Annotated in this window: 24 protein-coding genes and 1 pseudogene; 13 read left to right on the top strand and 12 right to left on the bottom strand. The window is 58.0% G+C overall.

The window, feature by feature from the left end; genetic code table 11:
- Nucleotides 1-15: 15 nt before the first annotated feature.
- A complete protein-coding gene (locus tag CXQ94_RS03185; RefSeq protein ID WP_258066595.1) occupies nt 16-672 on the bottom strand; it encodes a CatB-related O-acetyltransferase in 657 nt (218 codons plus the stop codon).
- Nucleotides 673-765: 93 nt separating this feature from the next.
- Between CXQ94_RS03185 and CXQ94_RS03180 the strand changes: the two genes are divergently transcribed.
- Together CXQ94_RS03180 and CXQ94_RS03175 are read left to right on the top strand one after the other, a co-directional pair.
- Entirely contained in the window at nt 766-1,485 is a 720-nt protein-coding gene (locus CXQ94_RS03180; RefSeq protein WP_104086746.1) for an AAA family ATPase, read from the top strand.
- A 55-nt stretch (nt 1,486-1,540) separates the two neighbouring features.
- The gene (locus tag CXQ94_RS03175; protein ID WP_104086745.1) at nt 1,541-2,224 is read left to right on the top strand and encodes a helix-turn-helix transcriptional regulator; all 684 of its coding nucleotides are present in this window, start codon (nt 1,541-1,543) and stop codon (nt 2,222-2,224) included.
- Here the strand turns inward: CXQ94_RS03175 and CXQ94_RS03170 are convergent.
- The 3 genes from CXQ94_RS03170 to CXQ94_RS03160 all read right to left on the bottom strand — a co-directional run bounded on the left by CXQ94_RS03170 (nt 2,200) and on the right by CXQ94_RS03160 (nt 5,179).
- On the bottom strand, nt 2,200-2,598 hold the full coding sequence (locus CXQ94_RS03170) for a VOC family protein (protein ID WP_104086744.1): 399 nt from the start codon (nt 2,596-2,598) through the stop codon (nt 2,200-2,202). The genes CXQ94_RS03175 and CXQ94_RS03170 overlap by 25 nt on opposite strands.
- Before the next feature lie 275 nt (nt 2,599-2,873).
- Nucleotides 2,874-4,268, bottom strand: coding sequence for an MFS transporter (locus CXQ94_RS03165; RefSeq protein ID WP_104086743.1), 1,395 nt, complete (start codon nt 4,266-4,268; stop codon nt 2,874-2,876).
- Nucleotides 4,265-5,179 (bottom strand): helix-turn-helix domain-containing protein, encoded by a 915-nt coding sequence (locus CXQ94_RS03160; protein ID WP_104086742.1) that lies wholly within the window; start codon nt 5,177-5,179, stop codon nt 4,265-4,267. Before CXQ94_RS03160 ends, CXQ94_RS03165 begins: the two co-directional genes overlap by 4 nt.
- Nucleotides 5,180-5,320: 141 nt before the next feature.
- Between CXQ94_RS03160 and CXQ94_RS03155 the strand changes: the two genes are divergently transcribed.
- From CXQ94_RS03155 to CXQ94_RS03140, 4 genes are all read left to right on the top strand, one after another.
- Nucleotides 5,321-5,665, top strand: coding sequence for a carboxymuconolactone decarboxylase family protein (locus CXQ94_RS03155; protein WP_104086741.1), 345 nt, complete (start codon nt 5,321-5,323; stop codon nt 5,663-5,665).
- 34 nt (nt 5,666-5,699) lie between these two features.
- Nucleotides 5,700-6,533, top strand: coding sequence for an SDR family oxidoreductase (locus CXQ94_RS03150; RefSeq protein ID WP_104086740.1), 834 nt, complete (start codon nt 5,700-5,702; stop codon nt 6,531-6,533).
- A gap of 11 nt (nt 6,534-6,544) precedes the next feature.
- Nucleotides 6,545-6,958, top strand: a complete 414-nt coding sequence (locus CXQ94_RS03145; RefSeq protein WP_104086739.1) for a cupin domain-containing protein — start codon at nt 6,545-6,547, stop codon at nt 6,956-6,958.
- A gap of 1,479 nt (nt 6,959-8,437) precedes the next feature.
- Entirely contained in the window at nt 8,438-9,007 is a 570-nt protein-coding gene (locus tag CXQ94_RS03140) for an immunity 22 family protein (protein ID WP_219816970.1), read from the top strand.
- An 843-nt stretch (nt 9,008-9,850) separates the two neighbouring features.
- On the opposite strand, the pseudogene CXQ94_RS03130 reads toward CXQ94_RS03140, so the two are convergent.
- Nucleotides 9,851-10,297: pseudogene (locus CXQ94_RS03130) on the bottom strand (Clp protease N-terminal domain-containing protein); the annotation flags it as partial.
- 224 nt (nt 10,298-10,521) lie between these two features.
- On the opposite strand from CXQ94_RS03130, the gene CXQ94_RS03125 reads away from it, so the two are divergent.
- Nucleotides 10,522-11,661, top strand: coding sequence for a hypothetical protein (locus CXQ94_RS03125; RefSeq protein ID WP_146070218.1), 1,140 nt, complete (start codon nt 10,522-10,524; stop codon nt 11,659-11,661).
- 89 nt (nt 11,662-11,750) lie between these two features.
- Here the strand turns inward: CXQ94_RS03125 and CXQ94_RS03120 are convergent, their stop codons facing one another.
- The gene (locus CXQ94_RS03120; protein ID WP_104086734.1) at nt 11,751-12,185 is read right to left on the bottom strand and encodes a hypothetical protein; all 435 of its coding nucleotides are present in this window, start codon (nt 12,183-12,185) and stop codon (nt 11,751-11,753) included.
- Nucleotides 12,186-13,468: 1,283 nt separating this feature from the next.
- On the opposite strand from CXQ94_RS03120, the gene CXQ94_RS03115 reads away from it, so the two are divergent.
- The 3 genes from CXQ94_RS03115 to CXQ94_RS03100 all read left to right on the top strand — a co-directional run bounded on the left by CXQ94_RS03115 (nt 13,469) and on the right by CXQ94_RS03100 (nt 16,316).
- Entirely contained in the window at nt 13,469-13,819 is a 351-nt protein-coding gene (locus tag CXQ94_RS03115) for a hypothetical protein (protein ID WP_104086733.1), read from the top strand.
- A 685-nt stretch (nt 13,820-14,504) separates the two neighbouring features.
- Nucleotides 14,505-15,476, top strand: a complete 972-nt coding sequence (locus CXQ94_RS03105; RefSeq protein ID WP_146070217.1) for a hypothetical protein — start codon at nt 14,505-14,507, stop codon at nt 15,474-15,476.
- Nucleotides 15,477-16,100: 624 nt separating this feature from the next.
- A complete protein-coding gene (locus CXQ94_RS03100; RefSeq protein ID WP_104086731.1) occupies nt 16,101-16,316 on the top strand; it encodes a hypothetical protein in 216 nt (71 codons plus the stop codon).
- 430 nt (nt 16,317-16,746) lie between these two features.
- Here the strand turns inward: CXQ94_RS03100 and CXQ94_RS03090 are convergent, their stop codons facing one another.
- Nucleotides 16,747-17,274, bottom strand: a complete 528-nt coding sequence (locus CXQ94_RS03090) for a GNAT family N-acetyltransferase (protein ID WP_104086729.1) — start codon at nt 17,272-17,274, stop codon at nt 16,747-16,749.
- Between the two features lie 222 nt (nt 17,275-17,496).
- Between CXQ94_RS03090 and CXQ94_RS22145 the strand changes: the two genes are divergently transcribed.
- The gene (locus tag CXQ94_RS22145) at nt 17,497-17,700 is read left to right on the top strand and encodes a hypothetical protein (RefSeq protein ID WP_146070216.1); all 204 of its coding nucleotides are present in this window, start codon (nt 17,497-17,499) and stop codon (nt 17,698-17,700) included.
- Nucleotides 17,701-18,065: 365 nt separating this feature from the next.
- Here the strand turns inward: CXQ94_RS22145 and CXQ94_RS22425 are convergent, their stop codons facing one another.
- From CXQ94_RS22425 to CXQ94_RS03065, 5 genes are all read right to left on the bottom strand, one after another.
- Entirely contained in the window at nt 18,066-18,518 is a 453-nt protein-coding gene (locus CXQ94_RS22425; RefSeq protein ID WP_104086728.1) for a hypothetical protein, read from the bottom strand.
- Between the two features lie 174 nt (nt 18,519-18,692).
- On the bottom strand, nt 18,693-19,298 hold the full coding sequence (locus tag CXQ94_RS03080; RefSeq protein ID WP_258066621.1) for a histidine phosphatase family protein: 606 nt from the start codon (nt 19,296-19,298) through the stop codon (nt 18,693-18,695).
- A 267-nt stretch (nt 19,299-19,565) separates the two neighbouring features.
- A complete protein-coding gene (locus CXQ94_RS23025; protein ID WP_258066592.1) occupies nt 19,566-19,700 on the bottom strand; it encodes a hypothetical protein in 135 nt (44 codons plus the stop codon).
- 434 nt (nt 19,701-20,134) lie between these two features.
- Nucleotides 20,135-21,139, bottom strand: coding sequence for an SDR family NAD(P)-dependent oxidoreductase (locus tag CXQ94_RS03070; RefSeq protein ID WP_104086726.1), 1,005 nt, complete (start codon nt 21,137-21,139; stop codon nt 20,135-20,137).
- 6 nt (nt 21,140-21,145) lie between these two features.
- Nucleotides 21,146-22,315 (bottom strand): glycosyltransferase, encoded by a 1,170-nt coding sequence (locus CXQ94_RS03065; RefSeq protein ID WP_181034049.1) that lies wholly within the window; start codon nt 22,313-22,315, stop codon nt 21,146-21,148.
- A gap of 61 nt (nt 22,316-22,376) precedes the next feature.
- On the opposite strand from CXQ94_RS03065, the gene CXQ94_RS03060 reads away from it, so the two are divergent.
- Together CXQ94_RS03060 and CXQ94_RS03055 are read left to right on the top strand one after the other, a co-directional pair.
- The gene (locus tag CXQ94_RS03060) at nt 22,377-23,051 is read left to right on the top strand and encodes a response regulator transcription factor (RefSeq protein ID WP_104086724.1); all 675 of its coding nucleotides are present in this window, start codon (nt 22,377-22,379) and stop codon (nt 23,049-23,051) included.
- The gene (locus CXQ94_RS03055) at nt 23,048-24,397 is read left to right on the top strand and encodes a HAMP domain-containing sensor histidine kinase (protein ID WP_104086723.1); all 1,350 of its coding nucleotides are present in this window, start codon (nt 23,048-23,050) and stop codon (nt 24,395-24,397) included. Before CXQ94_RS03060 ends, CXQ94_RS03055 begins: the two co-directional genes overlap by 4 nt.
- Nucleotides 24,398-24,501 lie beyond the last annotated feature (104 nt).

The following is a 24,501-nucleotide window of genomic DNA, read 5'->3' as shown; positions in this document are numbered from 1 at the left end:
CTCTTGTCCCCGGAGCTAGCGTTGGGCGTGATTGGCGATTGCGGTGATGTCTTCGACAGTGCCATCGGCAATAGTTCGGACATGCTCGGTGATCATTGCCAGCGGCCAGTCCCACCATGCGGCATTGAGTAGTTGCTGGATCTGCGGTGCGGTGAAGCGGTGGCGGATGAGCGTCGCGGGGTTGCCTCCCACGATCCCATAGTCGGGCACGTCTTTTGTAACGATCGAGCCGGTGGAAATGATGGCGCCGTTGCCGATGCGGATGCCGGGCATGACTGTCACATTGCCGCCGATCCAAACATCATTTCCCACCACCGTATCGCCGCGATTGGGCAGGTCAGTGACCAAGTCGATGTGCTGGCTCCACGAGCCGCCCATTATCGGAAACGGGTAGGTGGACGGCCCGTTCATACGGTGGTTGGCCCCGTTCATAATGAACTGAACGCCGGCTGCGATGGCGCAGAACCTTCCGATGACCAAACGTTCCGGACCGTAGTGGTGGAGCACATTTTTGCTTTCGAATGCTGTGGCGTCCACTGGATCGTCATAGTAGGTGAAGTCGCCGACCATGATCAGGGGATTGGTGATGAGCGGTTTCAGCAGGACGACGCGATCCTGGCCCGGTATCGGGTGAAGTATGTTCGGGTTTGGAGGACTATCTATTGAGGTCACCCGTTCATCCTAGATCCTGCTCCAACCAGACTCGTTGGAATCCCGGGGCCTGCGTGGACCCAGTCTGCGCCTTGGGCCTGCGAGAATGAGCGTATGCCGTTCCAGAACTACCCGGTACGGGGTCTGTCGGAAGACCCCACGAATATCCTTGACCGTGGTCAATGGCCAGCGACTCTGCCACCCGTGGCCCAGGTATTGGACCACGGCCTCAATCTGACGCCCGCGACAGTCTTCGTTGGTGAGAATGGTTCGGGTAAATCCACCCTGGTGGAGGCGATCGCACTCGCCTACGGATTGTCACCCGAAGGTGGTTCGACAGGCGCCCGTCACACTACGAGGTCCACCGAATCTGTACTCTCCGATCACTTGCAACTCATCAAAAATGCCGGAACGACGAGGCGCGGCTACTTCCTGCGCGCAGAAACCATGCATGGATTCTTTAGCTATCTAGAGGACAATCCGGGCCGAAACGGCGACATCCCGTTCCATGAGATGTCGCATGGTGAGTCATTTTTGGAGTTGGCTCTCGATCGATTCCGAGGACCCGGACTATGGGTACTAGATGAACCGGAGTCCGCGCTTTCCTTCTCGGGGTGCCTTGCCTTGCTCGGTGTCCTCAAAGACCTTTTGGCAGCTGGGAAGTCCCAGGTAATCCTGTCCACGCACTCGCCAGTTCTCGCGGCCCTGCCCGGGGCCCAGATTCTGGAAGTTGGATCGTGGGGTCTGCGACCACAGACTTGGGAAGACCTGGATCTGGTCGGGAACTGGAAGTCATTCTTGGATTCACCCCAGCGCTTCCTCCGACATTTATAGGCGCCGGTCCACCACGGGCCTGCCGGTGGTGGACGATTGTTGAGACAATGGTGGAGTGTATTCGGAACTAGCCCTTGATGGAGGGCCCACGATTTGGCGTTCGATCGGCAGTCACGGCGCGATCATTGCCGCTGATGGATGCGCAGACCTGATCCTCCGGGATGAGGAGGTTTTCGTGGCGGGTCCGTCAACTTGTTGGATAGAGACGCGCGCCGATGGTGATGACGGCGCCCTGGGCCTGCGTTTCTCGCCCGGGCGGGCGAAGACTGCACTTGCCCTCGATCTCAGCGAAATCAGCGATCAATTGGTGCCGTTGTCCGATTTGGTGGGGCGCGAGGCCACTATTCAAGCGCGTGAGCTGCTGCTTCGCGCCAGGGAAACCTGGCCAGCCGCACCCGACCTTGTCGCCGTGCTCTGTGCAACCGCAGGCCAAGCCCGGCCATGGACGTCGCTCGTGAGCTTTCATGCGCGGCGTGGAACACCGTCGTGGAAAGTCGCGCAGCTACTTGATTGGTCGCCGCGTACCTTCCGACGTCGGATGCTCGCCGATTTCGGGTACCCCTACCTAACGCTGGTGCGCATCGATCGCGCCAAGCGAGCACAGGCATATATGAGGGACGGCGCTAGCCCCATCGAGGCCGCAGCGAGGGCAGGCTATGCCGACCAGCCGCACCTCTCACGAGAGTTCCGGCGGCTGGTCGGGGCGAGCCCGGGTCAGTTTTCTACGAGCGCCGCGTAGAGGTCGATGGAATTGCCGTCTGGGTCAAGGAGCGTCGCGTAGCGCTGTCCCCAGTGCGCATCCCACGGCTCCACATGCGCAACGTATCCGGCTTTAGTCAACTCAGCGAACGCCGCATCAACAGCCGCAGGACTGCCTTTGTCGAACGCCAATGCAATGTGATGCCCGCCCGTTGGTGAGACGTAGCCGGCGTCGAACCCGCGAATTGTCTCGATGGTGTCCCACGCCAGGACCGTCCCGTCGTCGAGTCTCGCATCGACGTGCGGCGAGTCATCCTGGCCTTGTTCTATATTCACGCCCAGCGTCCGGTAGAACGCCAGCGACGCGGCCATGTCCTTGGTGACGATGCCGATAAATCCTAGTTTGAGTGTCATGCCCTCACTCTACGAGCCTCGAAACTACCCGTCTTGAACAAAACGGCCAGCACAGCGACTGCATGCGGAATCGATCGGGATAGCTGATGCCAGAATGACGAATTGATTTCAATCATCTCCGCCCCTAGCAACCTGGGTTTGCGGCCTCCAGCGCCGGTCGGCAGGACTCGTGCGCAACGAGACCGCCATGATCGGGCATGCCATCGGTCTTGCCGGCGGCCGCCGTCGAAAGTCCTGATCCTGGAGGCCTAAGTCCCGAGGCCCTGGTGACGCTGCTACACACCTTGGTCGTGGCGGTGTGTGCGGATGCGCAGGCTGACTAGCGCGGCCAGGAGCAGTGCGGCAGCGGCGATGGTGAAGCTGGTTTGCATGCCTGCCACAAACGTGTCCAGGGTGGCGATGAGAGCACCGAAAACGGCGATCGCAACCGCGCCCCCTATCTGACGGAAAGTGTTGAAGACTGCGCTGGCGGTCCCGGCGCGTTCGGCCGGAACACTGGAGAGGACCACGGCGGTCACGGGAGGCATGGCGATGGCACCGCCAGCGCCGGTGAAGATGAGGAAGAGGCCGGCCAAAACTGGGGATCCCATGGGGGCGGTAGTGACCAGGCCGATGAAACCTGCGGCCATCACGGTAAGCCCCAAGGTGATCGGCATGTGGGGGCCGAACCTGTTCGAGAGAGTTCCACTGATGATGTTGCCTGTAATACTGAACGCCGCTGCCGGAAGGAAGACCAGGCCGGCCAGCAATGGTGAGAGACCAAGATGTTGCTGAAGGTAGAGGCTGACGACGAACACGGAGCCGAAATTGCCGACCATGAAAACGAACCCGTCAAGGAGGGCAATGCGCATCCCCGTGGACCGGAAGAGATCCAGCGGCATCATCGGGTGCGGGACACGGGCTTGGATAAGCAGGAAGCCAGCTACCCCGACGCCGGCGATCACGAGCGAAACGATCACGGAAGCATGCCCGAAGCCCTGCCCCCCACCCGTGATCAGCCCGAACATCAGCGCCGTCAACGCGATGAGGGCCGCCCCCTGGCCAGCCCAGTCGAATGGCATGGGCCGTTTAGGGGAATGGGCCACAAATCCCAGGAACACAAGCATGGTGATGCAGACCGGGAGGTTGATGCCAAACACGAGCCTCCAGTCCACAGTTGTGAGCAGTCCGCCTGCCAGAGGGCCCACCGCACCAGCGACGGCACCGCCTACCGCCCAGATGCCGAGCGCGTGCGTGCGTCGCCTCGGGTCAGGGAATGCTTCCCGAATCAATGCCATCGATGCTGGCAGCATGACCGCTGCCCCGGCGCCCTGAACGACGCGCGCCGCTATCAGTACGCCCAGGCTGGGAGCGACTGCACATCCGATCGAGGCGAACAGGAACAGCACGATGCCACTGCCTAGGGCCCGCTTCGCACCGATCCGGTCAGAGAGGTTGCCGGCAAAAAGAAGGAGTGCTGCAAACGGCAGGGTGTAGCCATCGATCACCCACTGCCGCCCAATAGTCCCGCCTCCGAGTTCTTGCCCGATCTTGGCCAAGGCCAGGTTCACGATCAGGATGTCAAGGGTGATGAGGAAGAATCCCATAGAGGCCAAGACAAGGGTGACACGTGCCCGGGGCGGGTCAACCTTGACCGTTGTGGTGGAGGGCGAGGCGATCCCGGTGTTCATGCGTCTCCATGTTCGGCCATGGTCTGGAGCGCCTCAGCAGCTGTTTCGCTGGCGCCTGTCCGGGTGGCGGCCCAGCTGGCTAACAGACGCAGGCGCTCCTCCGACGGGGACCCCGGCTCTGCAGCGTAGATCAAGAATGAAAGGTCGGGTTCGGTGGTCAGCTCGAGTCCTTCATAGGCCAGGGTGAGGTCTCCGACAATTGCGTGGTGGAAACTTTTGACGCCGGTGCCGTGACGTCGCACATTGTGCGCTCCCCATCGTGTCCGGAATTCGTCGCTGCGGGTAGAGAGCTCCCCAATGAGGTCCTGCAGGCCCTTGTCGTAGGGATCGCGGCCGGCTTCCGTTCTGAGAATGGCGACAGAGGCATCTGCGGCTGTGTCCCAGTCGGGGTAAAAGACACGGGAGCGTGCCAGGTCGAGGAAGTTGAAGCGGGCAAGGTTTCCGAGGCCGGGAGCCGCAAAGACATCCTCGTAGAACGCCCGGCCCAAGGCGTTGGTTGCCAGAATATCCATGCGGCCGTTGCGTACGAAGGCAGGCCCGGTGGTGATGGTGTCCAACGCCAACTGCAGCCCCCGGCGAATGGGCGCTGGCTTCTTGACGGCTCGCCGCTGGAACTTCAGTCCGGGGGTGGCGGCGGCACGGGCGAGATCGCTCAGGTGTGACCGCTCCGCGTCATCGAGTTGGAGGGCGCCGGCAATGGCGTCCAACACTCCGGCGGACGCCCCTGCGATGTTGCCGCGCTCCAACTTCGCGTAGTACTCCACGCTGAGGTCGGCGAGCATTGCAACCTCAGCGCGGCGCAATCCTGGTACGCGCCGGTGGCTGCCGCCTGCGGGAAGTCCCGCCTGTTCGGGTCTGATTCGTGCACGCCGCGACGTCAGGAATTCGCGGACCTCCGTTTGATTTTCCACACCCCCACGGTACGCGCCAACGCCGCCAGAAGGGATGCCCTACCAGTACACCTCTCATCAGGGACTCCCCCACCCGTACGAAAAGACGTTGACTAGAAACACCAAATACAACCGAGCACTTAGATCAATGGGAGATGCACCATGACAGAGAACGCAACGTCGAAATGGACGGGAGGACAGCGCGCGTTCGGTGATTTCGCCCCCGGACTCGTCCACTACACAGATGAGGTGCTTTTCGATGAAGTCTGGGAACGCCCTGAACTCTCTAAGCGCGATCGCAGCCTGATCACCGTCACAGCACTCATCGCCGGTGGAAACACCGAACAACTCGCCTTTCATCTGGCCTACGCCCGGGACAACGGGGTGACCGAACAAGAACTCATCGAGGCGATCACCCACTTGGCCTTCTACTCAGGCTGGCCGAAAGCCATGTCGGCCATGACCGTGGCCAAGCAAGTATTCTCAACCACCCGGCAAGATGCCTAGACAACAGAACCAAGGAAACGAGAAAGAGACCCATATGAGCAAGGTCATTCTGATCACCGGGGCCGGACGCGGGCTCGGTCCCAACATCGCCCGGCAGGCGCTCTCTGCCGGCCACCGCGTCATCGCGACGGGTCGCAGACCCGAGAAGATCCAGGAACTGCTGGGAGAGAGTGAGAATCTCCTGGTCACCGCCCTGGATATCACCAGCACCAGTGAGGCCGTCAAAGTCGTGAAGTCCGCAGTCGAGAAGTTCGGCCAGATGGACGCCCTGATCAACAACGCCTCCACTTTTCAGGCCGGCTACTTCGAAGAAATCTCGCCAGAGGCGATGCGCCAGCAGCTCGAAACAAACCTGTTCGGCCCGATGAACGTCACACGCGCCGTCCTGCCGCAGATGCGCCGGCAGCGATCCGGCCACGTCGTCACCATCTCCTCGACGGCGGGGATCATCGGCCAGGAGTTCTGCGCAGCCTATGCCACCAGCAAGTTCGGTGTCGAAGGATGGATGGAATCTCTTCGTTTCGATCTGGAACCTTTCGGCATCAACACGACGATCGTCGAACCCGGGTTCTTCCGCACCGAGCTACTCGAAGAAGCATCCACGTCTTGGGCGGACCTGACGATTGAGGACTACGCCGACCGGACTAGGGAAACCAAGGCCGGCTGGCAGTCAATGAACGGGCAGCAAGCCGGTGACCCGGTCAAGCTGGCGCGAGCCATCATCGCCGTCGTTGGAGCCGGACAGCCGCCCTTGCGGTTCGTCGCCGGAGCCGATGCGATACCGGCTGTTGCCGACAAGGGCCGTGAGATCACGGCACAGGCAGAAGCGTCCCGCGAGCTCGGCTTCGACCTCAACATCACCAACTAAGGAGATTACTCATGGAATTCATAAATGTAGCCCCGACGGGCAAGGGACCTGCCGCACAGTTCACAGGCGACGTCTGGTACGACGTGATCTACACAGGCACAGATCCCTCCCGAACACGCACGAACATGGTTCGCTTCTCCCCCGGAGCACACACCTTCTGGCACCACCACGTCCTGGGCCAGACCCTGCACGTCGTTGCCGGCATCGCCCTTGTGGGCACCCGTGACGGTGTCATTTTCGAGGCCCATCCCGGTCAGACCATAACTTGCCCTCCCGGTGAGGAACACTGGCATGGCGCTACCGAGGACCGGTTCATGGAACACCTTGCCATCTGGGAAAGCGCAGTAGAGGGCACCCCCGAGACTACTTGGCTCGAGGAAGTCACCGACGACCAATACCAGGCTCCGCGCAGCCGCCAGTTCTGAAGGACGACCCCGCCACCGTCCTCGCCAAAGCCATTCCGCGTTCGCGTGGCTTACCAATCCGTCGAGCTTGAACAGGGTGGAGGGCAAAAACCCCTACAAACTACGGTTTACCGCAGCTTGTAGGGGTTTTGTCGTGGAGCTAAGGAGATTCGAACTCCTGACCTCTTCTTAAATGGTCATGTTTTTAATGGTTTCTAACGTTACCTAAAACCCCTAGAATCCGCGGCAAACCGGGGTTTTCGACAAGCTATCACAACACTCGGAAATCGCTTATTTTGGGCTCAAAGCGTGTCGTTTCCGTGTCGATCTCGCAGGGCCAGAAGCGGACCAAAGTTTGCTCGCTTGCGACCACTTGAGCCTTTGCCGTGTTCGAACCTTCGCTGGCTCCGATCCGGCGCCGGATTCCCCTTGCACCCACCCCGGTCCGGGGCCACGATTGTTGCGGTGCTCAGAAGTCCAAACCCCAGCAGCCAAGGCTTCAGCCCAGGCGAAATCTCCCGGGCGTTGTTTGCAGGGTTCGGAACCCTCAAATTGTGTACCGTATATGGCCCCTTCACCGGGCAAGTCATCGAACACCTCTTACGACACAGTCGATGGCGCGACGCCGCGACGATGCAGGTCAGGGACGGATATGTCCGGTGGAGGACCGGCTTATGGGAAACGTTGGCTATGTCTATTTGGGACACCCTTGCGGTCAATGTCGGGTGCCGGCGTGGGAAAAAGCTTGCCACGGCTGCCATACTTCCCTTAGGAAGACGTCGGGCGTTGTCTATAGGGGATTGGGAATCGTGAACGGTTCAGTGTGGATGTTGGTCGTGGCCGGTATTTTTGTGCTGGTTGTCTTAGTGCTTGTAGGACTGCTGGTGGCGGGACGACTACGCGGACGCACCCCGGATCCCGAAGCGGGGCCGCCGGAACATGTACCGTACCCTCGAGGGGAAGCAATCCCGCCTAGGGGATCCCGGTAGCTCGTCATTCCACCGCGGCAGTGGTCGACCGCAAATCAGGCGAGCCGCGCACCTCGGTAGTGACTCGAATTCCTTTGAAGACTAGATCTGTACTCTCGGACGCCAACTGCATGGCGACGCGTTCTGCCTTTGCCTGACAACCCAATTTGGCAACACTAATGGCCCAGTCAGGGTTCCACCAACAGGAGGGACTTTGCCTTGACCCGATCGGCAAGCAGTAGATCAGCGACTGTATGGCTCCACTCGCCCTTAACGTACGACTGTTTCCTTTTTCACTGGTGCCCCCGTATAGAGCAAGGCTTAGAATCTGATCCAGTCCCTTTTCATGATCATCGATCGATGGCAGTTCGCCGGATCGCCCGACTGATATCGCCGTTGGGTGGAAACTTTGGCGGTGAATGTCTTCGGACTCCTACTGCCCTCTCTACCCGCAGGATTGCTTGTGATTGAATGATGACACTGTTGCAGTACACGCCCGAGCCCGTCAGCTCACATACGAAAGAGTGAACTATTGTCACATCAAGAGGCATTCATCCGTTCTCTAGTTGATGAAGCACTCAACCGTACCCGCCCAGAACATTGGCCTGAGCTAGAATCGAGCCACGGCCTGGTTCCGGGAACATTGACTGACTGGGTGGACCGATTTGGAATCGAGATAGTCGCTCTCCCGTTCTCCTCGCTCCATATTTGGATCGGTGAATCACCACTTGATGTCGAAAGATTTGGCGAGTATTTCGATCATGATCCTGCCTACTGGGACCTAGAAGTTGAAGATATCGAGATCGCGACTACAGATATAACAGGATGCCGCTTCTCCATTGACCTCAACGAACGATTCCTCTACGACGAAGATCTCCTGCATACCGTCTGGATTCCAACGCCTGTTCGGGTACGAGACCTCATCGACGAACTTGGACTGAAGTCGGCCATAGCAATAGATGAACTCGTCGCTGCTTGTGCCGCCCGAGAGATCACAACCGCGAATGCCGCATTTACTTACGGGGACCCCACGCAGGTCATAGATGATAAATCCAAGCTCTACAACGGAATTACATACCTGGGCGCCTTCAAAAATCACTGAAGTAAAGCGACAAGGCATCCACCCGATCGAGTCAAGAAGCCCTTTCTCGAGCTTTCTCCATGAAAAGACGTCCCGGTGAACGTTGGGTTTACGGGGCGGTATTGAGCGTCGCTAGTTCCCTGATCTGTGCCGTGATGGCGGACCTGTAGGGGTCGTGCGAGGAGTTTAGCGATGTCGCCGGGTCTGACCAGTTGGTTCTGGGGTAAAGCCATACTGGGTGGGAGCGTATTTCTGGTTCTTCCCACTGGTAACGGGGCCAAATGTGAGCGTGAAGGAATGGATCCGTGTTGCCAAGAATTTCGATATTGACCCGGAGAAATGCAGGGTCCAACTGTCTGCAGGCTATTTCGACTGCTTCGGCTAAAATATCGACGCTGTTCAAAAACGATGATCGTTCAGTGCGAGGTAGATCTGAAAGCCGATCAATTCCGATCCTGTCTGTGATCAGTACGGAGTACCCGGGCAGCCATTGAACGTCACCGATAACAGCAAATCCACCGTTGAGGTGTGCCATTACCGTGGGATTCTCGCCTTTGATCGCTGACCCGATGCGATCCATCTTCCAGGGCTCCATTGCTGACCTTTCGTGAGGTTGAACGCCAGTATCTGCATCAACTGGGTGCTTGGTTCCGAATAATTACTCACAAACCGAAACATTGTCGAACACTCTACTGTACCGGTAGCTTTCTCTCCCGGCTCTCGGAGGGGGCCAAAAACCTAATACTCTCGTCCAACACTGTCCGTGGGGGCAGCGCATACCCGATGATCAAGAATTCGACCAGCCAATCATCATTGTCCCGTAGAACGCTCGGCCTACGGTCGGTCCTCGTAACCAGCACCGTCGCCCTGGTATCCGGCGAGTATCCGAATGACCTGGTGGCGCACCATATTGGGATCGACCCCAAGCCTCACCAACAATTGCACAGCTACGCCTTCACCCCCGCGGATCAGACCCAACAGGATGTGCTCGGTGTCAATGTATTCGTGACCGAGCATCAGCGATTCACTAAGCGAGAACTCCAGCACCGACTTGGCATGCGTAGTGAACGGGATACTCCCATTGGAGGCCAGCTGTCCCTCCCCAACCCCAACGATCGCCAGCACCTGTTCCCGGACGTCATCGAGGTGGACATTCGAGGCTTCAAGAGCCTTCTCGGCAACGCCGCCGCCTTCACGAATGAGGCCAACCAGGATGTGCTCCGTACCGAAGTAGTCGTGGTTGAGCATGCGGGCCTCTTCCTGGCCCAGCACAAGAACACGCCGTGCTCGATCCTTAAAGCGCTCAAACATTTCGCCACCCTCCTGGCCACTGCTTGATCTGATGCTACCCAGTAACTGGCCAGCATGGGCTTTTGCCCCGCAGGACGTTCCGCATACGGACGCGTAATCGCAGTGCAAACGACTTCTGTCTTCCGACGCAGTCGAACCAGAGAAAAACCACTGGTGAGCCCGCACGTCGAAACGCTACTGAGTAATTGGCGAGCACTGCAGAGTTGGCCAATTACGATGTATTAATGCAGATCATCTGGCTTTATGGCCCACCCGCAGTGGGAAAGTCGACTACGGCGTGGCAGCTCTACGTTGATCTAAGCGCCACGGGAATATCGTGCGCGTACGTGGATATCGACCAACTCGGAATGTGCTATCCGGCGCAATTGCAGGATCCCGACCGACACCGACTAAAGGGCTTGGCCCTAGCGGCGATCGTCCCCAACTACGCCAATGCCGGAGCAGGAACGCTGATCATCTCTGGCGTCTTGGATCCGAACCTCATCCCCTGGTACCACGAGGTACTGAACGGAACCGATCTGGTGTTCTGCCGGCTGAGCATCGAAGAAGATGAATTGCGCAGGCGGCACGACGCCCGCAAAGCCAGCCAGGACACTTGGCAGAACTCCCTTGAAGCGATGCACGCTCTCGATGCTGCGCGTTTGACCCATCTGAGAATCGAAGCGAAGGGGCAAACGCCTCAGGAAGTGGCTGATTCCCTACGGATCAAGCTCCGACTCACCTCTGGCACGCGCACCGTTGCCACACCATTGTTCAGCAGCCGCGCCGCAGTAGAAACGATCCACAGACAGCCATCCGGCGAGATCATCTGGCTGACAGGAACCTCTGCAGTCGGCAAGTCCACCGTCGCGTGGGCGACCTTTTCATTGCTGCGAACGCGCGGAATCACCGCTGGTTATCTGGATCTGCAACAACTCGGCTTTGCCGGAAATGCCCTCGGAGACCCTGACCATGTTCTTCAATCAGCGAATGTTGCCTCATTGTGGGAATGCTTCGGTGCCGCCGGAGCCACCCATCTCGTTATGTCAGGTTCCGCCGAGACTGACGAGCAGGTTCACTTGTACCGAGAAGCATTCTTCTCGGCGCACTTGACCCTGTTCTGCCTTCGCGCATCAAGGGAAACCTTGGAAGAACGGGTTCGGTCACGCGGACGAGGCGAAGGTCCGCGATTGGCCGGCGATAGGCTCGTTGACCAACCCGCTGCAATTCTTGAGCGGGAAATTGACCGAAGTTGGACGGACCAACTGCGCCTGAATTCCAGGTGCATTGGGGACGTTGTCATCAATACCAACGGTCTGACGCCAAAGACGATTTCGGAGCAACTAACTTCTGAATCGACACGGAGTATGCAGAATCAAACCTGAATCTAGTAGGACTGTCCCGCAGAGCGTTCCCCTGCGGACGTGGGCGGCTCGACCGCTACAGGTGACATGGAATCGCAAGTAGTGGGCTTCTAGTGGTCAAAGACGAGAACGTTGTCTGCGATCTTCGTCCATCCCGGTTCAATTTTTCCGGTGTCGGAGTCATCCCCTAAAGGAATCGTTGACAACTGATCTTTCGACGACGACATATTTACAATCTCACCGCTTCGTCTCGTGTCGCTGCAACCAACCTGCCAGTCAGGGCCCTCACCTGGCGGAATAACGGCCAAGCACGTGGTTCTGGCATCGTCGTTTTGTAGTGCGAAGTACCGCACCCCGTCTCTCGTGGCGAGCAGGCGCGAACTGTCCCTGTCCACATACTCCTGCAAGGTGACAAATGACGGCAGTATATCTTCGGGCGCAGCCGCGCGATCCAAAGCCCTGAGCCCCGACTCACCCGAACAACCGCTGAGTAGAAGCGCAGCAAGTCCCGCTGCGACAACGAGTGAATACGGCGCAAGTTTCATTTTCCCCCCCAATATCGATTTCACCCGACGCTACAGCATAGGTTTCCCGGGGAAGCGCAAGAATATGAAAACCATGATGCCCAATAAGATTCCCGTAGAGGGTTCGATTTGCGGGCACCGGGGTGACATTTAGCGCTGCGAAAAAGCCGCCATTTATCGCTGCGATCCACAGACGCCAGCGTCCGAAGCGCTCCAACTATTCATGATCATCAGACTATAGGAGGCGACGCAGAACGCCTTCGCCGGTCACCGTTCGGTGCGCGGGATACCGGAACTGTCATTCCCAAATGGCGGAAATTTCGACTGGGTAGCTTGCCGAGACGTTGTAGGCTAATTCCTCTAACGCTGAATGATTGGTTGTACTTTGTCTTACATCGCTGACGGAACAATGGTGGGTGAACGGCAGGCTAGGGGTTGGTTGTGGAGAGTGAAGTGTCGCCTTCCACCTCAGGAAAATGCTGTGGTGTCCGGAATCCCGGCCTCATTTGGTCAATGGGCTGCATTTGGCTGGCTCGGCCCCGACCACGATTACACCGATGGATATACGCCAAAAACTTTCATCCATACACTTGAAGCCGCCGCCACGGCGCCTGTCTTCGTCACCAGGGGCTTTCACAGATGCCCATACTGCCCCACGTCTCCTGGAAGTCTTGGCCCGACAGAGTACCAAAAACACGACGGAAAATATCTACAATTAGGCTCAGCATGCCTGAAAGTTACCGATCAGCAGCACAGAGTCTGGCTAGCCCCTGATCTTGTTCTGCATTACATCAGCGAACACGGCTACCGTCCGCCCAGTGAAATCTCGGATTCTGCAACTTCGTGAGAATGATGTGGCCCACCAAGATATGGGGCATGCGTCAACGGTATGCCGACGGCAGTCAGGGTGTCTGCAAAGTCGTTTAGCTGTAGTTAGGCCAGCGAGTTTGCAGACATCCTGGTGTAAGACGTGGGTCGGTGGTTCACTCTGGCCACCACCACACTATCCCGAGTACACACTCTCCTGAAGGCCAAGAAGGGCCCGCTGACCGTTCCCCTACGGGCAGGCCCTGTGTGGCTTCCATTGGCAAGCTGCAGTCCAGTGGCCACTTGACTCAGCTCACCCTTAGCGTACGATTTTTCCGTTTTCTGCGGCGACCCCATTTCCACTTGCACCATCCGGCCGACACTGCCTTGGTTGCCCCGGCACCCTCACCAGGACTACAGTTTTGAGGTTCCCAAGGAAATCCCCGAGGTGGTGACGTCACCAGCATCACGACCCGCAGCAATATAGGTGGTTGGTCATGGCGTCTTCGCTGCCGCGGGTGCCGGATGCGTCCATGGAGCGTTTGAAGGCCGTCTGGCCACTTGGGCCCCGCCGTGCGCCGTCCAGCTGCCAGGAGATCGTTCTTCTCACCTCATTGAGGGTCGCGGCGCGGTTCGAGGCCGCGGTCGTCCGTACCTGGGTCAGTGACCTTGAAGGCTCCGGTCTGGAGGCCGACATCGCCGGCTCCGTGGAAGTACTCTCCGAAATGGTGAGCGGGGAGCTGGACGGCTTCCACTCACGCGCAATTGCCGAGGTGCTGCGTCGGCTTGGATCGGGCTACGAAGTGGGCGACTTATTCTGCGACGACCAGGTGCTTGGGCTCGCCTAGGCAGCTGGCCCACCAGGGACTGATCGCATGATCCTAGCGGTGATAGTCCCCGAAGGAAACTCGCATCCAATCTGCAGTTCCTGACCAACAAAAGACTCCCCTGCACTGTCGGCTCCATGACCAACGTCGATGTTGATCACAACCGCTCCTGGACGAGGTCGCCGCCTGGCTCCTCGGCGACGTTTATGATGATCGGCAGACTCTTCGGGTAGGTCGGCAAGTGTGTTGCGCAATTGACATACCGCCCACGCCACCTTGTGTTCGCACTCCACCCGTCGCCCTGACTAGCACCTCTCCCTTAGACCGGACCTATTGGCCCGGCACTCCTAGAACTGTGTCTACCCGACAGGCAACTGGACCCCCTTGACGATGAAACGGCCAGGTGCATCGTGAGAGGGTCTGCGAATCCAAGGACCGCTGCCCGGAATGATGCTAGTCCCTGAATTGGTCCTCAAACCCAGGCGCCGAGGCATGAGCATGCACGTGCTGGGCCACTCACGAAGGTCATTTCGAAACTCTAGGATTTCAAAAAAGCCATGCCTCTCCGACGATTGCCCCTTTGGATAGAACCTTAAATACAAAGGCTAGTTTGAGCAGGTTACGGGTAGAAATAGTTCAAAAATCGTGATTAGACTGATCTGCCTCGCAACCACCAAGTGGGTTGCGGTCATAAAATGATTGGGGAATGTTTTTGATTATGAGCATCCATAAAACAACTAGTTTAAAAAGAATCAGCATCATTTTTAGATATTCTCTTGTGAGCGTTGCAGCCGTCGGTTTAGTCTTTGGGGCCACGTCAACCGCGACAGCATCGTCACCGGTTGACGCGGACAGCCAAGCAAAGACCGCGCTAAAAAATCTGGGCTTGTACACAGCCCCCCTCGACGGAGTAGAAGATTCCCCTGGAGACGGAGTCAATGTGGCTCGTGTTGATTCCGCCAAAGGCCTTGTCGTCCCGAGTGGTTCAGCAAGTGGAGACATGACCTTGAAGCCAGCGGGGGTTGGTGAGACAAGCCGCATTTCTTCCGGAATCAGCACGTACAAGGTGGATAATAGCTATAGCTACGTGCTTACCGACGCATCCTCCGGGGCCAACGCCGGCTACAGCATCATCAACTCATCAAGTGCACCGACAAACTATCGATACCAGATCGATGTTGGCGACAAGCCCGCCATCCTCGAACTAACTTCAGAGGGTTCAGTGTTAGTCAAGGACGCATCTGGCGTTGTTGTGAACGTGTTAGCTCCGGCTTGGGCCAAAGACGCCTTGGGGACGGACCTTAAGTCCTCCTACACGGTGGATGGAAACATCGTCACGCAGACGGTGAACCACAAGGGTGCCACCTATCCCGTTGTAGCAGATCCGCGGGCAGCCTGTGATTGGTTGTACTGCACCGCCGAATTCAACAAGACAGAAACTGATGCCATTGCCACCAACGCATGGGGCTGGACCGGAATCCTCGCCGGAGGTTGCACAGTAATCGCCGGCCCCGTTGGGGGAACAGCCTGCGGAATTGGCGGCGCCATTTGGGCGACTACTGCCAACATCGCGAAATCCACAGGCCAATGTATGGGCCTGCGAATGGGCAGGCCAGGTGGGCCATTCTTCGGCATAACGGCTTTCCCAGTTGTATATAATGGTAATAATTGCTACTAGATTTTGAAAGGGAGTCGCGGAAATGTTTCTAAGCGATTACCGAAAAACTCTATATACCGGCTGGAGTGGCGCCGTGTTTATAGCTCTCATGCTGGTTGGCCTGCTCATCGCTTTCATTCCGACTGACAATAGTTTCATCAGGTCTTTCTGGATGTATGCTTATTTTCCAGCAATGCTTGTTCTATGTACAATAATTCTTCCTCTGGAAGTAAAGCGACGAAGTAAGAAGGGCATTTCTTCGGCTCGGTAATAGTTCTAGCAACAACAGCACGGTCAATGTCAGTTAGCTCCACTCGGGATACCTGAACATGACCGTGCTGTTGTATTTTTGTTCCCGTGATGCAGTAACTATCTTGGGTGTTCTCGGTTCCTGTCCATCGTAAGAGGACCGGAAATGGTTATTGCCATTGATGGAACTGCAGGTATTACTAAGATTTAGTCAAAAATCCGGACGGTGAATCCAGCCAGAACGAAGACCGGAACAGTGCCCGGCACCACGGCCCGCCTTCCCATAACCCGGCCTGAGGCGTCACCCAGGTTGCCTTGCAAGTAGTCCGCCAAGAGAAAACCAATCGAGTCACCTTGGAATCCTTGCCACATCAGGGATCGCGGTGTCTTACTACCATGTCCCATAATCAACAGATCGCAGAGCGCGCCCTGGCGACCCTACGGCTGTCCATCTGCCGTTTCGAGATCCTGAAGCTGTCCACCGAGGAGCGCGAGTCGTTGGCTGACGCAAGAGACAAAGTCAACCAGCACGACGATCCGGGAGACTTCGAGCCTATGCCGCGTTGGTGGCATGAAGACGCCCCGCTGCACTGGGACACCAAATACGCCTGAGGGTCCGCCCCACCGTGAACGAAGACTAACCCCGCCCAGATTATCCGAGCGCCCTCTTCGCTCCCCGACTGACCATTTCCGTGTCAAACGCGCCGGACACACCAGCCCCAACGACGGACAGCCCGCCAGTCACCAGCTCTCCAGGAACACCAACGGCCGCGTCTGCCCCAAGAATAAGAGCGCCGCCAAGAGCCTCCACGACACCCACGAGTTTCCCGCTACGCACAGGCTCTGAGTGGCTTCCATTGGCAAGCTGTAGTCCACTGGCTACCTAGATCGCCTCGCCCTTAGCGTACGATCTTTTCGGTTTTAGGCTTCTGACCCCTACTTGTCACCTGCGATGCTTCGTTGTATGGATACGCCGCCGTCGCTGCATCGTGCAATTCGCTCATCAGCACAGGAGATTGTTGCCCCTCGGTTCTTATGGGGCTTAGTCGCTCCAGTGGTCGTTAGTCAGCTGGTACAGCTCGTGCGTCTGCCAACGCCCTTGGATGCGAAGGTAGTTTGGCACGGTGCCGTAGTGAATGAAGCCGCAGCGTGCGAGAACGTGTTGGGAGGCCCGGTTGTTCACCAGAGTCTCCCCCTGCAGGCGGTGCAGGTTCAGCTCTGTGAAGGCCAAGCGGATCAACTCGGACAGGGCACCGGTTGCGATGCCCTGTCCGGTATGGTCCTGGTCGACGGCATAGGCGACGCTAGCTGATTGGAAGGCTCCGCGGATGATGGAGTTGAGGTAGGCGCGGCCAACAAGCTTTTCGTCGGCCTCAATCAGGTACATGTTCGAGGTGCCTGTTGATCGGGCCCGTTCGGTGTCAAGGATGAGGCGTGCTTGGAAGGGCACCGTGTAGTACTCGTCAGAACGGATCGGTTCCGAGGTCTGAAAATAGCGACGGTTGCGGGCGAGCAGATCCGCGAGAGCGCCAGCATCGGATGTGGTCGGCGGGCGTAGGGTGATGGCCATCTGTCCATCATGCCGGAATCCTCCGCTGCTGCGTCAAACGTGGGCCTCGGGCTGTCTCCACTCCGAGTGCCACGGTGACTGCTTTGCGCAGATAGGGTTCACCTGCAGACGCACAAGCGGTGTGCTGGCGACTTGGACCTCCAATGCACCGCCTTCAAAGAATATTCAAAGGCCTTCGGCTCAAGTCCAAGATGAAATTGCTTGTAGCTGTAGGCTGAGCCCGTGAACAATCGCAACAGTGTCTTGTGGTCTCTCGTCGGCTCGCTCGTTGTCAGCGAGTTCACGCTCTTCGCCATGCTGTATGTGAATGGCAACTTCCCTGCACATATTGCGATTAGCGTTGCAATCGCTCTCGGTGTCGGAGTGTTCGCGTCGATGCGCCGAAGTCGACGACCGAACGGAAAGCGCACCACGCCGACACGCTAGTGAGTACGTAGCTAGTTGCGGTGCAAGTACGCGCAACTGGATGTCAGGAAACAACCGCAAGGTTTCCAATGACGGCTGACGTCGCACGGAATCGAAATACCGAAGTGGAACTCCTAGTAAATCGCTTCCACAACCGTTCAAGGTGCCCAAATATCCCCTGGACAGATGTCCGCATTCCGTCCCACTCAAGGTTCCGCATCCGAGCAGGCGATCGCATCCCAGTGGTACCCGCAGTTGGCAAACCGTGCACCTTGCAGTGAAATTGACAGTGACTTCTCGTCTTGACCAGACCAGCCTGCACTTGCGTGTCGGCGTACACAGTGACGGAGAACCCTGCAGCTCAACTTGCACGAGGCAGTTGGGCCCTAGTTGCCTGCAGCGGGTTGGTTATTAGGAGAACCGCCATCGGAAGCGCCGGACCTAACGCCGGAGACCTGACGCCGTTCAACATACTTTCTGCGAAGTATCATTGCCCACCGAATGCCGAAGCTCGCGATAAGGACTGCAAGCGGAAGAGCCGCGATTATGGTCCCAGCAATATCCGTGTGCACTACCGTGACGCTAGGAACCGTTTGGGTATAGGTGCACACGAAGCGGATGGGCACCAACTCAGACTCGGATCCGGGCAAAGGCCCCTCGTACACCGGCGGCAGGCCCGCCGGCAGCTTTTCAACACAAAACTCCCACAGCCTGTCGCGTCTAAACCCTGTGAAGAAAAAGGAAGCTAACTTTTCAGCAATCAGGTAATACCACCCCAGTGCCAACGCAAGGAGTGGAACCGCAAATAGGTCAAGGCGGCCGAAGGATGTCCGTTTCATCGACGATCTCCATGTCTTGGGGCGGCAGGGGCATCCGTTGAATCTCGTTGGAGCGAGAATTCGAGTTGAAATCCTCAGGATAGTTCCATAGTCGGGAAAACCTCACACTCGACTTGGAAGAGACCTCACGGTATATGACTGTCACGCAGGAGGTTTCGCATACGGCCCTACATACTATGGTTCGATGCGACGCCAGCCGTCGCGGGCTGTCCAGTTCTGTGGGTCGAACTCGAAGTAGCTGCCCTGGCCGGGTTGATCATGTTCACGGCTGATGGGTAGGCCCATCAGGTCACAATAGAGCAGCGTTCCGACGGCGCCATGGGCCACATAGGCAGTCGAGGCTGCGGTATTCAGACTATGTCGGCGGATGGCGTCGACGATTCGTCGCTGCGCTTCCACGGCAGTCTCCCACCCGCGAACACTAATGGTCGGGTGCGCGAAGAACTCATTGGCCGTCGCCTCGAATTCGGGTCCGGGAAGGTATCCCGTCGCGGACCGATCATTTTCACAGAGGCCAACGACCTTAGTGCAGGAGAGGCCGGTCAACGCGGCGAGTATCGCGCCCGCTTCTTCTGCCTTCCGCTCGGTACTGGTGATGATGCGACCCAATTGATTCACCCAGTCAAAGCTGGCCAAGTGAGTTGCGCGGGAACGACCAGCATCCGACAGATTCCAATCCTCGATTCGAACCTGAGGGTCGACGTTCACTTCCGGATGGGTGATGAAGTACGAAGGCATGGCCTCAAAGTAGCTGATGATCAGCGCTGGCAAGGAATCCACTGCCAGCAAGTCGCGCGCGTCCCGTAGACCGTTCCTTCTCCGACGCTGGTGACGCCATGGTGAATCCTTTGTTGCCAAGTGGCATGACTAACGAACTGCCATAGGATCGATTCGTTTGATATTTGCCGGGACTGGGCAGGCGGGTAGTCCGTCGCCTATGTTCGATGAGAACGTTTGGGGATTGTCATGGAGCCAGAGGATGCTGTTCGGCTTGCCATAGATGTTGCTGAAGAGGGCTTGAATGCCGGTGAGATGCCCATCGGCGCCCTAGTTTTGCTCGGGGACCAGGTTGTAGCCAAAGCCTTCACGCAGGAGCGGGCCTTGGGCCGCCGTGGCACCGGATCTGACCCGGGCCCTGGAGAAGTTTGCCGCCCCGCCACCGCCTGCCGCTCTCCTAAGCATCACACCTCCTCCACCAATTCCTGGGCCTGGCTTGTAAGGATGGAGCCATGAATGGCGTTCCACCCCGGTACCTTGATGACTACCTTTGCCGGATCCAGGCACCAGATTCAATTGCGCAGCAAGCGGCTGCGCAATTGAATCTGGTGCCGCCAACGCCACGATTTCATGGCCAAACGAGCTCCAAATCCCAGTGTCCCGTCTCATCTAAGTTGGACCACGAAAAGCGCGGGATCTAGTGGAATGGTCCAGCAAGTCAGGCTAATTCGTGTCCAGCGCGTCGGATGTCCCGCAGGAGGAACCTGGGTGACACGCCGCTCTCGGCCAACGTCCAAGTGGTGAGGTGTTGGATCGGACACGGATCCGCCAGTGTCATTTCCTCATTGAACCGGAGTTGGATTCCTGGGAACATAATTCGGATCGCTGGTGGATTGAGCCTAGGTGGCGTAGCAACTCGTGTTTGCTGCCGATACATTTTGTTGGATCCAATCCGATGTCAGCTGGAGCCCGTCGTTCAGGGATACCTGTGGTTCCCAGCCCGTGAGGTGGCGAACCGCAGTGTTATCTGAAATCAGGCGGTGCACTTCGCTTCGTTCTGGGCGGATCCGGGCGTCTTCAACCAAGATCTGTGCGGTGCTTCCCGTAATATCGATGAGCTTTTGCACGAGGGCGCCGATTGAGATCTCGTTGCCGGTGCCCAGATTGAGAACCTGCCCGTTGGTTTCCCGGGTTGCGCCGATGGCCATGAATCCTCGTGCCGTGTCAGTGGCGAAGGTGAAGTCCCGGGTGGGGGTGAGCGATCCGAGACGGATTTCCTGGGCGCCGCCGTGGAGCTGTTGCAGTACAGAGGGGATGATCGCCCTCGCTGATTGACGTGGTCCATAGGTGTTGAAGGGGCGGCAGATGGCGACCTCGGTTTCGAAGCTGTTCCAATAGGACTGCACCAGCGTGTCGGCGGAGATTTTGGAGGCGGAGTACGGCGATTGGGGTTGAAGCGGGTGCGCTTCATCGATGGGTACATACCTGGCGCTTCCATAGACTTCGGATGTCGAGGTGTGGATCATCCGGCTGTTGAAGCGTCGGCAGGCCATGAGGATGTTGTGCGTTCCCGTGACGTTTGTCTGCACGTAGGCTTCGGGTGCCGTGTAGCTATAGGGGATACCAATCAGGGCGGCAAGGTGGAAGACGTGGGAGGTGCCTTCCACCGCGTCAAGAACGCAGCCGCTGTCGCGGATGTCGCCGGTGATCAGAGTGACCTGTGGGTGCTCCTGGTATGCGGCGAGGAAACCCTTTTCCGCGTAGGGCTTGTAGTGGGTGAAGGCCCGGACATGGGCGCCAGCTTCAACAAGGAGTTCCACCAAGTTGGAGCCGATAAATCCTTCGGCGCCGGTAACCAAAACGGTGTGGTTCTCAAAGGCCTTGGAGTAGTTGCTGTTGTTCATGGTTTGCTACTTTCGGTTGGATCGGTTCTTGATGAGGTCGATTGCCCAGGACGCCATTTCTCCCGCAGCGTGGCGGTGTTTGTCGGTTGAGGCCCGGGCCGACATCGATCGAAGTACTTCCGGTGCTGACAGGAGATCGTCAATCAGGCCGGCCAGTTTTCCCTGCGCCAGGTCTGCGTCTTCGACCGTCATTGCTGCGCCCTTGGCGACCATGGCCTGAGCGTTGTGCCGTTGGTGGTCATCAGCTGCCCACGGGTAGGGAACGAGGATCGATGGCACCGCGTTTTGTGAGAGTTCGGCGATGGAGGCGGCGCCCGCACGGCTGATGAACAGGTCTGCGGATTCATAGGCGGCGTTCATGTCATCGATGTGCGCTATCAGGTGCACCTTCGCCCCGACGGGAAGGGACGCCAGTTTTTCAGCAGCCCTGTCGAAGTCTTTGCCTCCGGTCTTGATCAAGAACACCGTGTCGTTGGACGAGCGGCATTTTGAGGCCGCCTCCAGGGCCGCATTCGTGAGGCTGACCGCACCTGCACTCCCCCCGCTGACAACGATTAGTCGGTTGCCCGCCTGAAGTCCCAGGCGTTCCCGGAGCCGGTTTGACCCGTTATTGTGAGGCGCGTGCGTGGTTTCCCGGATGGGTAGCCCGACGACGCGGACATCGTATTTCGACCCGCGTTTGTGGCCTTCGACCTCGGCAAACACCACGCCAAGGTTCTGGGTAAAGGTCAGAGCAAACTTGTTGGCCTTGCCAGGTATGGCATTGGATTCGTGCAGCAAGCGCGGGACTCCGGCGAACCAGGCGCCAAGAACCGCTGGCATGCTCGGGTAGCCGCCCATGCCGATCACAAGGTCCACGCGGTCCCGACGAAACTTCACCGCGCTTTGAACGGCGGACGAAAGCAGAATGAAGGGAACCAGGTATCGCTTCCACCCTTCCTGGCGGCTAAAGGGAATCACTCTTACCGGGGCGAAGTCATAGCCGTTCATGGGAATGAGGTCGGATTCCATGCCGCGTTTGGTCCCTGAAAACGTAATCCTCATCGTGGGGTCAAGCGTGCGCAGCTGGTCGGCGACAGCCAAAGCGGGGTAGATGTGGCCACCGGTTCCGCCGGCAGCCATCACCACATGCAACCGATGATCGGCGGCTTCGGGTTGGTCAGTGTTTTGGTTCATGCTCATAGACTGTCCGCCGAATATTAAGGGTTTCTGAATTCGGTTTCACTAAGCTGGAGGCATGGACAAGCCGACCGTAGTGATGATTGTCGACGATGATGCAAGCGTGCGAAGTTCGACCAAATCGCTATTGGAAGCAGAAGGGTACGCCGTGCGTACTGCCGCCGACGGGCTTGATGCGCTCAATCAGTTGAGCGACGCTGAAATCGACATGCTTGTTGTCGACGTGACCATGCCGGTGATGGATGGTCTGGCGTTCTGCCGGGTTTTCCGCGCCACCGGCGCCCGGACTCCAATCTTGTTGCTGACTGCACGGTCTGAAATTGAAGACTGTGTTGCTGGACTCGACGCCGGGGCCGATGACTACCTCACGAAACCTTTTGACGTTCAGGTCCTCACAGCGCGGCTTCGTGCTCTTGGACGTCGTTTGCCGCCGGTTTCCGGTCCGCCCTCGGGGCTGCGCCTGGACGAAGCCGCCTACACGCTCGAACGGGGCATGCAGATCATTGGCCTGAGCCGGACGGAGTTCGCTATCATCTCCGTGCTCGCTGAAAACCATGGAAAAGTCCTCTCCCGGGCTCAGATCGGCGATGCCGTCTGGGGATATGATCTGGGGCCGGCTTCCAACACCATCGAGGTCTACATCAGCAGCCTGCGCCAAAAGCTTGAGGCAGACGGCTCGCCGCGAATCATCAAGACGATTCGCGGCGTTGGTTATATGTTGAGCGACAAATGACGCTCCGGACCCGTATTGCGTTGGCTGTGGCCGCGGCCGTCGCTCTGGTTTCGGTGGTCCTTGCCGGTGGAGTCTTTTGGCTGGCCTATAACGAGATCCGAACCAACCAGGACCTCGCTCTCCAGCGAGAGTCAGGCCGCGTCTTGCAGATCTACTATGCCACGGGCTCCCTCGATGAACCCGAGCACTGCGAGTGGCTGACGTCGCCAGCCTGTGCCGTAATCATTGGGCCCGACGGCAAACAAGAGAATGTGGCAGGTCCGGGCCCGACGATGGTTCTCAACGACCAGATCCGCGACGCAGCCCGCGAAACGTCGCCAAGTTTCTTGAACACCGAGTCCTCGGACGGAACGACGCTCAGGGTCTATGTCAGGCAGCTCCCGGGTGAGCGTGCGTTGGCTGTCGGGATGCGGGATGACCGCGTCCAAAAGAGTGTAGAGCGGTTAGCGTGGTTCCTGATATTCCTCTGCCTGGGTGCCACCTTGGCAGGTGCTGGGGCCGGGTACCTCTTGGCCCGCCGGGGCATGAAACCCATTCAGCGGCTGACCCAGAACGCCCAGGAAGTCGCCCGAACTAAGGATCCCACTGCGATCATTGATGTCACCAGAAAGGATGAAGTGGGTCAGCTCGCGCTTGCCTTTGCGTCGATGCTCAATGAACTTAGGGAATCCCAGGAGCAGCAAAAGCACCTCATCGCCGATGCCTCACATGAACTCAGGACGCCACTGACTTCATTGCGCTCGAACATCTCGTTGCTGCAGCAACGGCCGCAATTTGACGACGAGATATTCAGGGCCATCGACAGCGAAGCACTCTCCATGCAATCGACCGTCGAGGACATCATCGACTTGGCCCGGGGTCAGGAATCCCTCTTTTTTACTGAGGGGATCCTCCTGTCCGAACTCGTGCGGCATTGCTTCGAGCTGGCCCGGCAGCGATTCCCCGATATCCAGTGGTCGCTGGAGGTACCGCCGGGAGCGGAGTCGTTTGATATCGACGGTGATAGGGCATTACTGAGCCGTGCCATAGGGAACTTGCTTGAAAACGCGGGGAAGTACACCCCCGACAAAGGGCAGGTGAACGTCGAGGTTCAGGTGGTCGACGATGCCCTGCAAATCACCGTCATCGATTCAGGATTAGGTATTCCCCAAGAAGAACTGGAGCGCGTATTTGAACGCTTCTACCGGGCACCTGCAGCCAGAAAAACCGTTGGGTCGGGGCTGGGCCTTGCCATGGTGAAAGCGACGGCTCTGCTTCACCATGGACAAGTCGAGGCGTTCTCGAACACCTTTGGTTCCACGTTCGTGATGAAGATCCCGCGAATTCTTCGATCAGACATGCCCTAGACCCGGCTTGCAGCCAAACATGATCAAATACTCAGGGATGTCCCACAGAGGGTTCCTTGGGCCCTAAACGGGACAACATTTGAAGGCGTTCAGGTGAGATCGAG

It is taken from the genome of Arthrobacter sp. GMC3 (genome assembly GCF_002929305.1).
Taxonomy (GTDB): Bacteria; Actinomycetota; Actinomycetes; order Actinomycetales; family Micrococcaceae; genus Specibacter.
Note: the sequence above shows the minus strand (reverse complement) of the source record. Positions and strands in the feature narration are given on the sequence as shown.